Origin of the sequence: Pseudomonas azotoformans, assembly GCF_900103345.1 — a bacterium.
Taxonomy (GTDB): Bacteria; Pseudomonadota; Gammaproteobacteria; order Pseudomonadales; family Pseudomonadaceae; genus Aquipseudomonas; species Aquipseudomonas azotoformans.
In genome coordinates this window covers 1,990,069-2,003,851 of record NZ_LT629702.1, presented here as the reverse complement: position 1 = coordinate 2,003,851, position 13,783 = coordinate 1,990,069, and the positions used below count along the sequence as shown (strand labels likewise).

Below are 13,783 nucleotides of genomic sequence, written 5' to 3'. Positions count from 1 at the left end.
ACCGAGTTCTGTCAGAGGGAATTGAGTGCTCTTGATTGGGGCCGCTTCGCGCCCCAGCGCGGGGCAAGCCCGCTCAACACAGTAAGCCCGCTCACCACAACAGAACTGACAAACCTTCCGAACCCGTCAGCCACAGACCCTATCAATGCATCTTGCTATGGTCCATCCCATCCAGACCCCGCACCGGCGCCTGCACTTCAATCGCCTGCTTCTCGCCCTTGGCGTTCTGCACGGTCAGGGTCAGCGGCACCTGTTCACCTTCCTTGATCTGGCCGGTCAGGCCCATCAGCATCACGTGGTAACCATCAGGGTCGAGGGTCACGGCCTTGCCGGCCGGCAGGGCCACCGAGTCCACCGGGCCCATGCGCATCACGTCGTCCTTCATGCTCATTTCATGGATCTGCACGTCCTTGGCCACCGGCGAGGCCACGCTCAGCAGTTTGCTGTCGCTGTCGGCGGTGACGGTCATGAACGCGCCGCTGGACGGCTGGCCTGGCACAGTGGCACGTACCCAGGCGTCGGTGACTTGCACCTGGGCGCTGGCGTGCGCGGCGAGGCCCAGCAGGGTCATGCCGATAAGGGTGCGCTTGAGGTGTTGAACGGCAGTCATTAGCAGACCTCCATGACGGTGAGCAGGTCTTCTGCGCACTCTTTAGCGGTAAGGGATGCCTGCAGGCCCAGGCGCAGGTTGCCACGGGTGTCGAACACGAAACTGGTGGCGGTGTGGGACAGGGTGTAGGTGTCGCCGGCGGGGATCTTTTCATAGAAGATCCCGAATTCCTTGGCGGCCACGGCGATTTCTTCCGGGGTGCCGTACAGCGCTTCGAAGCTGGGGTCGAAGGCTTTGACGTACTTGTCGAGAATCTCCGGCGTGTCGCGTTCCGGGTCGAGGGTGATGAACACCACCTGCATGATTTCGCCGTCGCGGCCCATCAGCTTCTTGGCCTGGGCGGCGCGCGCCAGGGTGGTCGGGCACACGGCCGGGCACTGGGTGAAACCGAAGAACACCACCGGCATCAGCCCACGGAACGAGCTCAGGGTGACGGTTTCGCCGTCGGTGTTCTTGAGCTTGAAGGTACGGCCCATGATCTTGTCGCTCAGGTCCTTGCCGTACTTGAAGTTCAGCTTGGGGCTGTAGTCACAGCCGCCCAGCAGGCTGCCCAGGCCCAACAGGCCCATACCGGTCAGCACCTTGCGGCGGGTGAATAACGTACTCATCAACTGTGCATCCTGTGAAGCGCCTGCATTGCTCTGGATCAATACGTCAGGCTTTGAGGGCGCCCAGTCTACCAACCCTGGGAAGCGCACGTAATCTGCGACGTTCTGCCACAGGGGCATGTCGCGCTTCATCCTTTTGCGGCGCTGGTGGTAGAGTCGCCGCCATGAAATCGAGCCACCCTGACCGTTCGCTGATCGCCTGGGCCCTGTACTTCTGCGTGCTCATGAACCTGTTTGTCTGCGGTTTGGGGCATGGGCAGATGACGGGGCAGGCGCTCAACGGCATCGGTGGGGCGTTCTGTTCGGTGAGCGGCAACCAGGCGCCACTTTCCGACAAAGGGTTAGGCAGCCCGTCTTCCAGCAACATCTCGAACTACTTTGCCTGCCCGGTCTGCAACGCATTGACCGTCGCCCTGGTGTTCCTGGTCGGCCTGGCCTGGTTGCTGGGCCTGGGACACACCCCGCGCCCGGCCCATGAACGGCGCAACAAGGCGCCGCCACGCTATTCCTGGCCCTCGGCCAACCCTCGCGCTTCCCCTGCACGCTGACGTTTGCCTTGGGCTTCCTGAAACCAGGAGGCTTCCCATCGTCATGACTGTGAGTGCGTTTCATGAACCACCTGTTGCCCGCAGGCGCCCGCCGCCTGGTCAGCAAGGCGTCCCGTCGCCCGCCCGCGGAGCCGGCGCCGCCTGAATACCCCAGCAATTCCCGCAGTTTCGTGCACCTGGATGCACGCCTGCTGCCGTATTGGCACACCCTGTTCGATATCTGCCCGGCGCTGCTCAAGCTGGACCCGCCCGAGGGCCTGAACCTGTTTCGCAGCTTCATGACCTGGGCCTATCGCCACCGCCCGCCGCTGGATTGGACCTACCACGTGAACGTCTGCCGCTGGCTGCTGGGCTCGGAGTATCGGGCGCAGATCGATGACGAACCCATCGAGGCGTTCATGGCGGCCGCTGCCGCGCGTTGGGTGCAGACAGATAAAAGCCAGGCCAGGGGTGTGGTCCTGGCCTGGCAGGGCGCAACCCTGTTCGATTGGAAAGGGGCGCCGTGCGCGGCGGTCGAACCCCAGCCATTGCCCGGCGCGCAAACGGACTTCGCCTGGTGTCCGTTGAACAGCCGGGGTGAATTCAGCGGATGGTTGCCGGTGCCCTGAGGTGTTGGCGGATCCACGTGGCAACGTCCGTCATGGCGATGTGATGGCGGGCGTTGAAGGTCACGGCGGGGTCCCAGGCCACGCCGTGGCCTTGGGCGAACACTGCGCGGTATTTCTTCAGGTTGTCATCGGGGTCCTTCGCCAGTTCGGCCAGCAACCTCGGCACCGGCCAGGGCTCGCGCTGCAGCCGGATGCCGAGGGTGGCGTCGACGGTATTGGCCAGTTGCCCATAGGTCAGGGTGTCACCGGCGGTGAACACCACTTGGTTGCCCAGCGCCGGTTCGGCCAGCACGATGTGTGCGGTTAACCGGCCGATGTCCTCAGGCGTGGTGACGGTGACGGCGGTGTCCCAACTGCCCAGCGCACGCACGGTGTTCTGCGCCAGGTCGACCACGCCGAACGAGGGCTCGAACAGAAAACTGGTGAACATGCCGGTGGAGATGATCAGCCATTGCGTGCCGTGCTGGGCGCGCAGCAGGTCGCGTACGTCGAGCTGTTCGTCGAAGGTATCCTGCGGGCTGCCACGACCGATCAGGTCATAGTCCACGCCGAATTGCCACGGCACATAACGCCGCACTCCACCCTCGATGGCGGCCCGTGCCAGTTTGCGCTGGGTGCCGGGGCCGGCGGCAAAACCGGTGCAGCAGATCACTGTGTCGAAGGGCGCGAAGTGCTCGGCGAGCACGCGTTGGCTGTCGTTCTGCAGGTCGCCGGCAACTGCCTCGATACCCCGCGCACGCAAGGCGTTGGCCGCAGCCGAGTGCAGGCTCGCGGGGCGCAGCAGCACGGCGAGGCGCATGTCGCCGGGTGCGGCCAGGTCGGCCAGTGCATGCAATACGGCCATGCCCAGTTCGCCGGCACCGAGTACCAGGATGGAAGAGGCGGTCATAGGAACTCCGTCTGGGTTGAAAGTCGTGGCATGCTTGCAGAATTCATCGCCGCGCATAAGAAGGCACACCCGTGATACCGAGAGCTCCCCATGGATAACGACGAGATCATCCGCCGCTCCCAAGCCGCCTGCGACGCCCTCAGCGCCGACGATGACGGCCTCAAGCGCGAGGTGCTGACCCACGCGGGCAACCGCTGGTCATTGGGCATCGTGCACGTGCTGGGCGTGTCCGGCCGCTTGCGTCACGCCGAGATCGGCCGGCGCATGCAGGGCGTGACCCAGCGCATGCTGACCCGTACGTTGCGCCAGTTGGAGCGCGACGGGCTGGTGCTGCGCTACGACTTCCAGGAAGTGCCGCCCAGGGTCGAGTACGAGCTGTCGAGCCTGGGCACGGAACTGCTGGTACACATGATTCCGCTATGGACCTGGGTGGTAGAGAAGGGCGATGAATTTCGCCAGGCGCGGCAGCGGTTCGACAACGCCTGATCAGGGAAACAGGCGTTCCTTGAGAAAGTCGATAAACACCCGCAACTTCGGCGACGGGTGCCGGCTCGACGGCCACATCATGCGGAAGCTGCCGTGCTCGGTGCAGTCAGGCAGCACCTGCAGCAATTGCCCGCTGTCGAGGGCCTCGCGGATGGCGAAGTCCGGCAGGTAGGCGATTCCAATGCCGTGCAGTGCAAAACATACCCGGGCCTCGAGGTTGTTGCAGATCATCGCCGCTGGCAGGGGCTGGTCCAATTCGAGGCCTTGTGCATGCAGCGGCCAACGCTGCAACTTGCCGGTATTGGGGAAGCGAAACAGGATGCAGCGGTGTTGCGCCAGGTCGCTGGACGTCTGTGGTGTGCCGTGACGCGCAAGGTAGGCGGGGGCGGCGACCACAATCATGCGGTAGTCCCCCACCAACCGTGAACTCAAGCGCGAATCCGGCGCCTCGCCGCTGCGCAGCACCGCGTCGTAGCCTTCTTCCACCACGTCCACGCGGCGGTCGGTGAAGCTCAGGTCCAGCTCGACGTCAGGGTAGGCCTGCTTGAAGTCGGCCAGCACTGGCAAAAACGGATGCCCCACCAGCGGCAGGCTGACCTTGAGGCGACCACGGGGCGCCTGGCTGACCTGGGACAACTCTGCCTCGGCTTCCTCGATTTCCCGCAGGATGCGCCGGCTGCGCTCCAGAAACAGCTCGCCCTCGGCAGTCAGCGTCACGCTGCGCGTACTGCGGTGGAACAACCGGACGCCCAGGCGTTCTTCCAGGCGCGCCACGCTCTTGCCAACCGCCGACGCTGTCACCCCGAGCACCCGCCCGGCGGCGACAAAACTGTGGGTATGCGCGACCTGCACAAAGGCATTCAGGGTCGTGAGGTTGTCCATCTGAGGCACCGATTGGCGACGGGAATTGCCGATACCCTAGCGCAATTGCCGGTATTGCGGAATGAAAGCTCCGTAGACCCAGGAGCCGCGCCCTACTTAATCCCGTGAAGCGAGGTTCTTATCCTTGCGCAAAACCCTCACGAGAGACCTGAACATGACTGACTTGATGCAACGCTGGGAAATCCCGACCTTTGGCCTCGATACCCTGCGCCTGGCCCGTGTGCCACGCCCGGTAGCCAAGGCCGGGGAAGTGCTGGTGCGCGTCGCGGCGGTATCGCTCAATTACCGTGACGCCGAGGTAGCGGAAAACGGCATGGGCGCCAGCCTGCAATTCCCCTTTACCCCGGCGTCCGACATGGCGGGTACGGTGGTGGCCGTGGGTGAGGGTGTGAACCGGTTCAAGGTGGGCGACAAGGTGCTGTCGAGTTTCTTTGCCGGCTGGGTCGACGGCAGGCCGTTGTCCTGGGCCGACGCGCCACCGCAAGGCGGCCCGATCCCCGGCATGCTGGCCGAATACGTGGCCACCCCCGCCGAATGGTGCGTGCTCGCGCCACGCTCGTTGAACGCCGCCCAGGCCAGCACCTTGCCGGTGGCGGCATTGACGGCCTGGATGGCCTTGATCGAACTCGGCCATTTGCACGCCGGCCAGACCGTGGTGGTGCAGGGCACCGGTGGCGTCTCGCTGTTTGCCGTGCAACTAGCGGCGGCCCATGGCGCCCGTGTGATTATCACCAGCAGCAGCGATGAAAAAATCGCCCGTGCCGTCGAACTGGGTGCCACCCATGGCATCCACCGTGGCCGGGTGCCGGACTGGCACCACGCCGTGCTGGAACTGACCGGCGGGCAGGGTGCCGAGCATGTGCTGGAAATGGCCGGTGGCGACAACCTGGCGCGTTCACTGCAAGCGGTGAGCAACGGTGGGCGTGTCTCAGTGATCGGCCTGCTGGAGAGCGACCAGTTGAGCGCGCCGCTGATGAGCCTGCTGGCCAAGCGCGCCGCCATCGTCGGTGTAGCGGTGGGGCCACGCCGTGCCCTCGAAGACCTGATTCGCATGGTGGAGCGACACACCCTCCAACCGGTGATCGACCACACCTACCGCTTTGCCGAAGTGCCCCGGGCCTTCGCCCATTTGCAGCGCGGTGCCTTCGGTAAAGTCGTGATCGAGGTCGGCCCGTGATCTACCTCATCCTGGGGTTGTTCGGCCTGTATACCCTGGAGTTTGGGGTGGTCGGCATCTTGCCGATGATCGTCGAGCGGTTTGCGATCAGTGTGTCCCAGGCCGGGTGGTTGATGGGGTTGTTTGCGCTGATCGTGGCGGTGCTGGGGCCGTTCCTGGTGTTGCTGGCCTCGCGGGTGGCGCGCAAGAAAATCCTGGTGGGCGCGTTGGTGGGGTTCTCGATCAGCAGTGTGTTGTCTGCGTATGCACCGAACTTCGAGACACTGATGGCGCTGCGCGTGGTGCCCGCCATGCTCCACCCGGTATTTTTTGCCGCCGCTTTTTCCACGGCGGTGTCGCTGTACCCCCGCGAACAAGCGGCCCATGCCACAGCGCTGGCGGTGGTGGGCACCACGCTTGGGCTGGTGTTGGGCGTACCTCTGACCACATGGGTGGGAGCGAGTCTTTCCTACGAGGCTTCGTTCTACTTTTGCGCCGTGGCAACAGCGGTGGCAGCGTTGGGCCTGTGGCTCAAACTGCCCGATCACCCGCGTTCGGCACCCCTGAGTTTCGGCAAGCAGCTGTCTGTGCTGCGCTGCCTCTCGGTGTGGCTGGCGATCCTGGCTACCGTGTTGGTGTTTACCACGATGTTTTCGGTGTACAGCTACGCCGCCGAATACCTCAAGACCCAGGTCGGTATGGATGGCCGGACCATCAGCGTCATGCTGGTGATCTTCGGCATCGGCGGCGTCGTCGGTAACCTATGGGTGGGGCGTGCGCTCAGCCGGCATCTGGTTGTGACGGCCGTACTGTATCCGGTGGTACTGGCGGCGGCATACCTGGTGTTGTATGCCTTTGGCAGCCTGTCGTGGGCGTCGATGAGTGTGATCGTGTTGCTCTGGGGCGCGGCGCATACCTGTGGCCTGGTGGTCACGCAAGTCTGGCTCACGTCTTCGGCACCCGAGGCGCATGAGTTCGCCACCAGCCTGTATGTGTCATCGGCGAATGCCGGGGTGGTGATCGGGTCATCGGTGGGCGGGCTGTTCATCAATGCCTTCGGCACCACCGGGGTGATTGGCTGCGGGCTGATCTTTGCCGGGTTGTCGCTGTTGGTGATCGGTTGGAAGGCCCTGGCATTCGGAGGTGCCAAGGCCATGCCTGCACTGGCCTGATCAGCGCAAGGTATAACCTCCGTCCACCACCCAATCCTGGCCGAACACGCTGCGTGCGCCCTGGCCCAACTGGAACAGGATCACATCGGCCACGGCGCCCGGCTCCAGGAACTGCCCGTCGAGCAGGCGGGCGTTGACGGTCTTCGCCACCGAACCCAGGGCTTCGTCATTGAGCCCCAGGGTACTCCAGATCGGCGTGGCGGTGGGGCCGGGGGAGACCATGTTCAGGCGGATGCCGTGGGGCGCCAGTTCCACCGCCAGGGTGCGCACCTGGGCGCGCAGGGCGGCTTTGGACGCGATGTAGGCGGCCAGGCCGGGAAAGGTCACTTGCTCCAGGAACGTGCCGATGAACACCACCGACGCCTGCGCCGACAACTGCCCGCGCAGGCTGCCCAAGGTGTTCAAGGCGCCGGCACCATTGACCGCCCATTGCCGATCGAAGGCGGCCAGGTCCAGGCCATCGGCCAGTTGGGCAATGCCCGCGTTCGGCACCAGCAAATCCACTGGCCCCATCGGTGCCGCCACCTGCGCCAGGCGCGCCAGGTCGGCTGCCTCGGTCACATCCCCGGCCAGCCACCTGAGCTGCTCGCCAAACTGCTCGGCCAACACGCCAAGCCCGCCCAGTTGACGCGACATCGCGACCACCTTCGCGCCGCGTTCGAGCAAACGTTGGGTGACGGCCAGGCCGATGCCTGAACTGGCACCGGTGACAACGGCAAGACGCTGGTTGAATTCATTGCTCATGGTGATCTCTCTGTGGGTTTCGACGATGTGTCCTGCCCATTTTCGAGTCAGAAATCATGCCAATGAATAACGTTATGAAAATCAGTCGGTTGCGATTTTTGTTGTCGTTATGACCCTGGCGTCCTGTAGTCGCTATGACCCGATGTAGTCCTTATGACTCAACAGCGCTGAGCAACGGGCGGGTCTTCAGCACGGCCTTATGGTCGGCGAGCACCTCCGGCAGGGAGCTGCGCAGGTACTCCACCCAGGTTTTGATTTTTGCGTCCAGGTAATGCCGGGAAGGGTAGATGGCGTACAGACTCAGCTCCTCCAGGCGGTACTCGGGCAGTACGCGCACCAGGCTACCGCTGCGCAGCCCCTTGATCGCCGCATGCACGGGCAGGATGCCGACGCCCATGTCATTGCTGATGGCGGTTTTCATCGCGTCAACCGAATCTACCAGGAAGGGCGAGTGGCTGATGATCACGTTTTCCTTGCCGTTGGGACCGTCGAAGGTCCAGTCCTCCAGGGGGATCACCGGGCTGACCAGGCGCAGGCAGGCGTGGTCGAGCAGGTCCTTGGGAACCTGTGCGATGCCGTGGCTTTTTACGTAGGACGGCGATGCGCAAACGATGCTGTAGGTGCTGCCGAGCTTCTGCGACACATGGCTGGAGTCAGGCAGGTCGATGGCCAGCACGATCGATACGTCGAAGCCTTCGTGCACCAGGTCCGGCGTGCGGTTGCTCATGCTCAGGTTGAAGGTCACATCCGGGTAATGCTGGCGATAACGGGCGATGGCGTCCACCACGTAATGCTGGCCGATGCCGGTCATCGAATGCACCTTGAGCTGGCCGATAGGCCGGGTATGGGCGTCGCCGGCTTCTACCTCGGCTTCCGCGATCGAATGCAGGATCTGCTCGCATCGCACCAAATAGCGTTGGCCGGATTCGGTGAGGGCGATGCGGCGCGTGGTGCGATTGAACAGGCGCGTGCGCAGGTGTGCTTCCAGGTTGGAGATGGAGCGGGATACATGGGTGGTGTTGGTGTTCAGTCGCGTCGCCGCGCCGGTAAAACTGCCGGCTTCGGCGACGCAACGGAAGATGCGCATGTTCTGCAGAATGTCCATCGATGGCTACCAGGGATAACGGATTTTTCCAGTGTGGCATGAAGTCGCGGGCCGCTGTAAACGCTATTTATTGTGGTGTTTTGCGTAACAGTCATTCACGTTCTGGATGACTTACCGACCCTGGCGCAACTGCCTAAAGTCGCCGGCCTTGTGTGCCAGCCAGCTTGTCGGGAGTCCCTGTTTCGTGCCGCCACTCACTGATTTTTCACGCCGGCTGAGAGCACTGCCCTGGCGCCGGGGCTTCCTGGAATGGGCGCGCACCGACGGGGTGATGTGGGTCTACCTGTTCAAGGTGCTGATCGCTTCGTACCTGGCCTTGTGGCTTTCGATGCGTCTGGAATTGCCGCAGCCCAGCACGGTGATCACCACGGTATTCATTGTGATGCAGCCCTACAGCGGGCATGTCCTGGCCAAAAGCGTCTACCGCGTGATCGGCACGCTGGTGGGGTCGTCGTTCATGGTGCTGTTGATGGCGCTGTTCGCCCAGAGCACCGAGCTGTTCCTGGCCGGGTTGGCCGTGTGGGTGGGCGTGTGCTCATACGGCGCGGCGCGCAATCGTCATTTTCGCGCCTATGGGTGGGTGCTGGCGGGGTATACCGCGGTGATGGTCGGCTTGCCGGTGGTGGGGCACCCGGAGCAGGTGTTCATGGCGGCGGTGTGGCGGGTGTTGGAGATCACCCTGGGCGTGCTGTGCGCCACCGGGATCAGCGCAACGTTGCTGCCCAATACGGCGGGCGCCGCCATGCGCAATACCCTGTACCAACGCTTTGGTCGTTTCGCCGGATTTGTCGTGAGCGGTCTGCGCAGTACCCACGACCAGGCGGCGTTCGAGGTCGCCAACCTGCGCTTCATCGCCGAGGCAGTGGGCCTGGAAGGGATGCGCAGCGTCAGTGTGTTCGAAGACCCTTACATGCGCCGACGCAAGGGGCGGCTGGATCGGCTCAACGTCGAGTTCATGGCCATCACCACGCGTTTCAATGCCCTGCATCAGTTGCTCGACCGAGTGCAGATGCGCGGTGCCACGGCGGTGCTGGAAGCTGTGGGCCCGGCACTCAAGGCGCTGGTCAATGTGCTGGAACCGTTCGCCGGGCAGGTACTCACAGACCTGGATGCGGCACACTTGTCGACACGCCTGAAGCGTTATATCCACGGGCTGCCGAGCCAGGTCCGCCACCGGCGCGCCGAGTTGGCGCAGGCGCATCCGCCCGCCGATGACCTGCTGGATTTTCACACGGCCTGCGAGTTGCTTTATCGCTTCGTCGACGAGTTGTACAGCTACGCCCAGACCCATGCTTGCCTGGCCGATCACAACCACCGGCGTGAGCGTTGGGCCGAACCTTTTCAGCCACAGACCCATTGGCTGGCAGCGGTAGGCGCCGGCCTGCGTGCCGCAGTGGTGCTGCTGGTGTTGTGTGCGCTGTGGATCGCTACCAGTTGGCCCAGTGGCGCGGCGATGACCCTGGTGTCCGCGCTCACGGTGGGGCTCTCGGCGTTCTCCCCCAACCCCCGGCGCATGTCGTTCCAGATTGCCTGTGGGACGGTGTTGGCGGCGGTCATCGGGATTTTCGAGGTGTTCTTCGTCTATCCCCGGATCGATGGGTTCCCGTTACTGTGCCTGGTGATTGCGCCGGTGATCATGCTGGGGTCGTTTTGGTTGGCCAAACCACAGTGGGCGGGCTACGGCCTGGGCATGCTGGTGTTTTTCGGCACCAGTTCGGTGCCCGGCAATCTCACGCTCTACAACCCTTATGGCTTGATCAATGACTACCTCGCCATGGTGTTCGGGATGCTGGTGTGCGCGGCGGCAGGGGCGATCATTCTGCCGCCCAACAGCCCGTGGTTGTGGCGTCGGTTGGAACAGGACCTGCGCCAGCGGGTCGTGTTCGCCCTCCACGCACCCTTGCCGGCGCTGGGCTCGGGTTTCGAAAGCGGCACCCGTGACCTGCTTAACCAGGCCCATGGCTTGTCCGCCGGCCAGCCCCAGGTGCAACACCGCCTGCTGCGCTGGACGTTCGTGGTGCTTGACGTCGGCCATGCCCTGATCGAACTGCGCCGCGAGCAGGCGCAGTTGCCGGCGCTGGCCTGCTACGCCGAAACCACCGCGTGGCGCCAGGCGGTACGTGCCATGGGGCGGGCATTGGTGCGCTTGTTCACCCAGCCGGGGCATGCACGGTGGCAACGTGCACTGGCACGCGTCGAACACGCGATCGAGTGCGTGCAGGACACAGTCGAACCTTTCGAAGCGCACTTTGAGACCTCGGCCTTGCGCCGGGTGGAAAGTTACCTGCACTTCATCCGTACCTCACTGCTGGACACGCGCTCGCCATTCGCTGGATTGTTACCCAAACTGAAAAAGTGATTGGCGGTTTTGCCGGCTTTTTCCCGGCCACGCAACGCTATACCGTGCGCGCTCCCGTTGACTGCAGCCCCCAGGCACAACAAAAACAGCGCTGCGACGGGGCGCCTCAATCACTTCTCGGAGCCTTCATGAACCACAAGACTTGCCTGGCGCTCGCCGTCTCTATCGGCGCTGCGCAGCAGGCGGCTGCGTCGGGTTTTATCGATGACAGCAAAGCCAGCCTCGACCTGCGCAACTTCTACTACAACCAGGACACCCGCAACGCCAAGGCCGCCTCGGACAAGGAATGGGGCCAGGCCTTTATGTTCAACTACCAGTCCGGTTTCACCGAAGGCACGGTCGGCCTGGGCCTGGACCTGCAAGAGTGGTACGGCCTGCGCCTGGACGCCTCCGGCCGGGCCGGCAAGTCCGGTGCCGATAACACCCCCGGCAGCGTCTTCCCGCTGGACGATGGCAAGGCCGCCCATGACTTCAGCAAGACGGGCGTTACCGGCAAACTGCGCATTGCCCAGACCCAACTCAAGGCCGGCAGCCTGATGCCCAGGCTGCCGGTGCTGACCACCGAAGACGGGCGCCTGCTGCCCCAGACCTTCCGCGGCTATCAGGTGGAGTCCAAGGACTTCAAGGACGTCAACCTGATCGCGGGCAAGATCGAGCAGGTCGTGGACCGCAACTCCAGCAATGCCCAAGGCCTGTCGATTGCCGGCGCCAATGACCCGGTCAAGGGCAAGTCCAGTAACCAGTTCTACTACGGCGGCGTGGATTACACCGTCAGCAAGCAACTGCAGATGCAGTACTACTACGCCAGCCTGGAGAACTTCTACCAGCAGCACTTCCTGGGTCTGCTGCACAACTGGCAACTGCCTGTGGGGCAGCTCAAGAGCGACCTGCGTTATTTCTACAGCACCGCCGACGGTAAGAACGGCAGTGCTTCGGGCCGTGGCGAAGGTTATGTCGGCTCGGGTTACTACGCGCCCGGCGTCAACACCGGCAAGGTCGACAACCGCTTGTGGAGCGTACTGTTCACCTATGGTTTGAGCGGGCATTCGCTGAGCCTGGGCTACCAGAAAACCACCGGGCAAAGTGACTTCCCGCACATCAACCAGGGGCAGGGCCGTTCGCTTTACCTGATCACCAACTCCCAGTCGCTCAAGTTCGTGAATGCCGGCGAACAGGCCGCGGTAGGCAGTTATGCCTATGACTTTGCCAGCCTGGGCGTACCGGGGCTGCGCTCCAGCGTGACTTACATTCACGGCAGCCATATCCGCACCGCCGGCCGCGACAACAGCGAATGGGAGCGCGACCTGCGCCTGGACTATGTGATCCCCACCGGGGCCTTGAAAGGCCTGGGGTTTGCCTGGCGCAGTGCGGTATTGCGCGGCAATGACACGGCGGACAAGGACGAGACACGGTTGATTGTCAGCTACAGCATCCCCTTGCTGTAACGCGCAGTGGTGTAGGCAAAAAGCGTGGAATTGGACCTGGGTTTCCCTCGCGCCAGTCCGTAGGGTCGCGGGGGAAAATCCATGAGTAAGGACGCAACAATGTCTCTCGCAAAACCGCTGGCCGACACCCGATTGGAATGGCTGTGGCTGCTGCCATTCGCCGCCGCGCTCTATTACCCCTGGGCACTGCAATGGAGCAACCTGGCCCATGTTGGCGGGGCCGGCGGGCCGGTGACTCTGGCGCTGATGTTGAGTGCCTATGCAGTGCCGGTGGTGGCGTTCTACTGCGTGTTCGTCACGGGTGTGCAGCCCATGATGAGTGCACGCCTGGTGCTTGCCAGGCGCCTGGCCTGCCTGGCCGTTGCCACGCCGCCAGCCTATACGCTGATGGGCGTGCTGCTGTACCTGATGAAGGTCAATGGTCACGACCTTGTCGTGTGGAGCGGCCTGTGGTTGGCAGTGAGCGCTTACTTCTCGATGGTGTCGGCCACGCTGCCCAGCATTGACTTCACCCACCACCCGCGCACCTACATCAAGCTGCGGGTCGCCCATGGCATTGCGTCGGTGGCGATCCTGCTGGTGTTCCTGGCGCCGCACCTGTTCAACCATCTGCTCGGGGTTTTCGGCAACGATGCGCATCGTGCGGTGATGGAGGTGTTGCGGGTGGTGTATCGCAACGGTTGGCTGGAGCCGATCCTTATCGTCATGTTCTTTTTCCAGATACTCAGCGGCCTGGTGCTGATCCGCCCCAAAACCGTCCACCGCGCCGACCTGCTGGACGCCTTGCAGACCGCGTCTGGCGCTTACCTGGCAGTGTTTATAGCCTCCCATATCAACTCGGTATTTACCCTGGCGCGCTACTTCGGCACCGACACCGATTACGCCTGGGCCGTGGCCGAACCAGTGGGGTTGCTGGCCGATGCCTGGAGCATCCGGCTGGTGCCGCATTATTCCCTGGCGGTGTTCCTGTTGATCGCGCACCTGGGGTGTGGCCTGCGCGGCGTGCTGCGTAACCATGGGGTGAGCGAGGCGCGTTGTGCGACGATGACGTGGGCGGTGATCGGCGTCGGTGCGCTGGTGACGCTGATCATCACTGCCGGCATGCTCGGCGTGCGGGTTTAGCTTGATCGGTATCAAGGATCAGGTGGCGTCAAGGCGCCACACTGGCACC

Annotated in this window: 14 protein-coding genes; 8 read left to right on the top strand and 6 right to left on the bottom strand. The window is 63.5% G+C overall.

The genetic code is table 11. The features are described from left to right. Positions 1-142: 142 nt before the first annotated feature. Both BLR69_RS08475 and BLR69_RS08470 read right to left on the bottom strand, forming a co-directional pair. A complete protein-coding gene (locus tag BLR69_RS08475) occupies positions 143-610 on the bottom strand; it encodes a copper chaperone PCu(A)C (RefSeq protein ID WP_071493278.1) in 468 nt (155 codons plus the stop codon). Beyond that, the gene (locus BLR69_RS08470; protein ID WP_016976099.1) at positions 610-1,218 is read right to left on the bottom strand and encodes an SCO family protein; all 609 of its coding nucleotides are present in this window, start codon (positions 1,216-1,218) and stop codon (positions 610-612) included. The genes BLR69_RS08475 and BLR69_RS08470 overlap by 1 nt, the downstream gene beginning before the upstream one ends. A 164-nt stretch (positions 1,219-1,382) precedes the next feature. On the opposite strand from BLR69_RS08470, the gene BLR69_RS08465 reads away from it, so the two are divergent. Further along, the gene (locus BLR69_RS08465) at positions 1,383-1,766 is read left to right on the top strand and encodes a DUF2946 domain-containing protein (RefSeq protein WP_071493277.1); all 384 of its coding nucleotides are present in this window, start codon (positions 1,383-1,385) and stop codon (positions 1,764-1,766) included. Positions 1,767-1,828: 62 nt separating this feature from the next. Further along, positions 1,829-2,374, top strand: coding sequence for a putative natural product biosynthesis protein (locus BLR69_RS08460; protein WP_071493276.1), 546 nt, complete (start codon positions 1,829-1,831; stop codon positions 2,372-2,374). On the opposite strand, the gene BLR69_RS08455 is transcribed toward BLR69_RS08460, so the two are convergent. Then, complete coding sequence (locus BLR69_RS08455; RefSeq protein ID WP_071493275.1) at positions 2,349-3,263, bottom strand: aromatic alcohol reductase; 915 nt, start codon at positions 3,261-3,263, stop codon at positions 2,349-2,351. The two genes, BLR69_RS08460 and BLR69_RS08455, sit on opposite strands and share 26 nt — an antisense overlap. A gap of 90 nt (positions 3,264-3,353) precedes the next feature. Between BLR69_RS08455 and BLR69_RS08450 the strand changes: the two genes are divergently transcribed. Then, a complete protein-coding gene (locus BLR69_RS08450; protein ID WP_071493274.1) occupies positions 3,354-3,749 on the top strand; it encodes a winged helix-turn-helix transcriptional regulator in 396 nt (131 codons plus the stop codon). On the opposite strand, the gene BLR69_RS08445 is transcribed toward BLR69_RS08450, so the two are convergent. After that, positions 3,750-4,631, bottom strand: a complete 882-nt coding sequence (locus BLR69_RS08445) for a LysR substrate-binding domain-containing protein (protein WP_071493273.1) — start codon at positions 4,629-4,631, stop codon at positions 3,750-3,752. A gap of 154 nt (positions 4,632-4,785) precedes the next feature. Between BLR69_RS08445 and BLR69_RS08440 the strand changes: the two genes are divergently transcribed. After that, complete coding sequence (locus BLR69_RS08440; protein ID WP_071493272.1) at positions 4,786-5,808, top strand: zinc-dependent alcohol dehydrogenase family protein; 1,023 nt, start codon at positions 4,786-4,788, stop codon at positions 5,806-5,808. Continuing rightward, a complete protein-coding gene (locus BLR69_RS08435) occupies positions 5,805-6,959 on the top strand; it encodes an MFS transporter (RefSeq protein WP_071493271.1) in 1,155 nt (384 codons plus the stop codon). Before BLR69_RS08440 ends, BLR69_RS08435 begins: the two co-directional genes overlap by 4 nt. Here the strand turns inward: BLR69_RS08435 and BLR69_RS08430 are convergent, their stop codons facing one another. After that, a complete protein-coding gene (locus BLR69_RS08430) occupies positions 6,960-7,703 on the bottom strand; it encodes an SDR family NAD(P)-dependent oxidoreductase (protein WP_071493270.1) in 744 nt (247 codons plus the stop codon). Positions 7,704-7,854: 151 nt separating this feature from the next. Further along, a complete protein-coding gene (locus BLR69_RS08425; RefSeq protein WP_071493269.1) occupies positions 7,855-8,808 on the bottom strand; it encodes a LysR family transcriptional regulator in 954 nt (317 codons plus the stop codon). A gap of 184 nt (positions 8,809-8,992) precedes the next feature. On the opposite strand from BLR69_RS08425, the gene BLR69_RS08420 reads away from it, so the two are divergent. From BLR69_RS08420 to BLR69_RS08410, 3 genes are all read left to right on the top strand, one after another. Next, entirely contained in the window at positions 8,993-11,167 is a 2,175-nt protein-coding gene (locus BLR69_RS08420; RefSeq protein WP_071493268.1) for an FUSC family protein, read from the top strand. A gap of 128 nt (positions 11,168-11,295) precedes the next feature. Next, entirely contained in the window at positions 11,296-12,612 is a 1,317-nt protein-coding gene (locus BLR69_RS08415) for an OprD family outer membrane porin (protein ID WP_071493267.1), read from the top strand. 99 nt (positions 12,613-12,711) lie between these two features. Beyond that, positions 12,712-13,734 carry a hypothetical protein gene (locus BLR69_RS08410; RefSeq protein ID WP_071493266.1) on the top strand — a complete coding sequence of 341 codons (1,023 nt, stop codon included), beginning with the start codon at positions 12,712-12,714 and terminating at the stop codon, positions 13,732-13,734. The last annotated feature ends 49 nt before the right edge of the window (positions 13,735-13,783 follow it).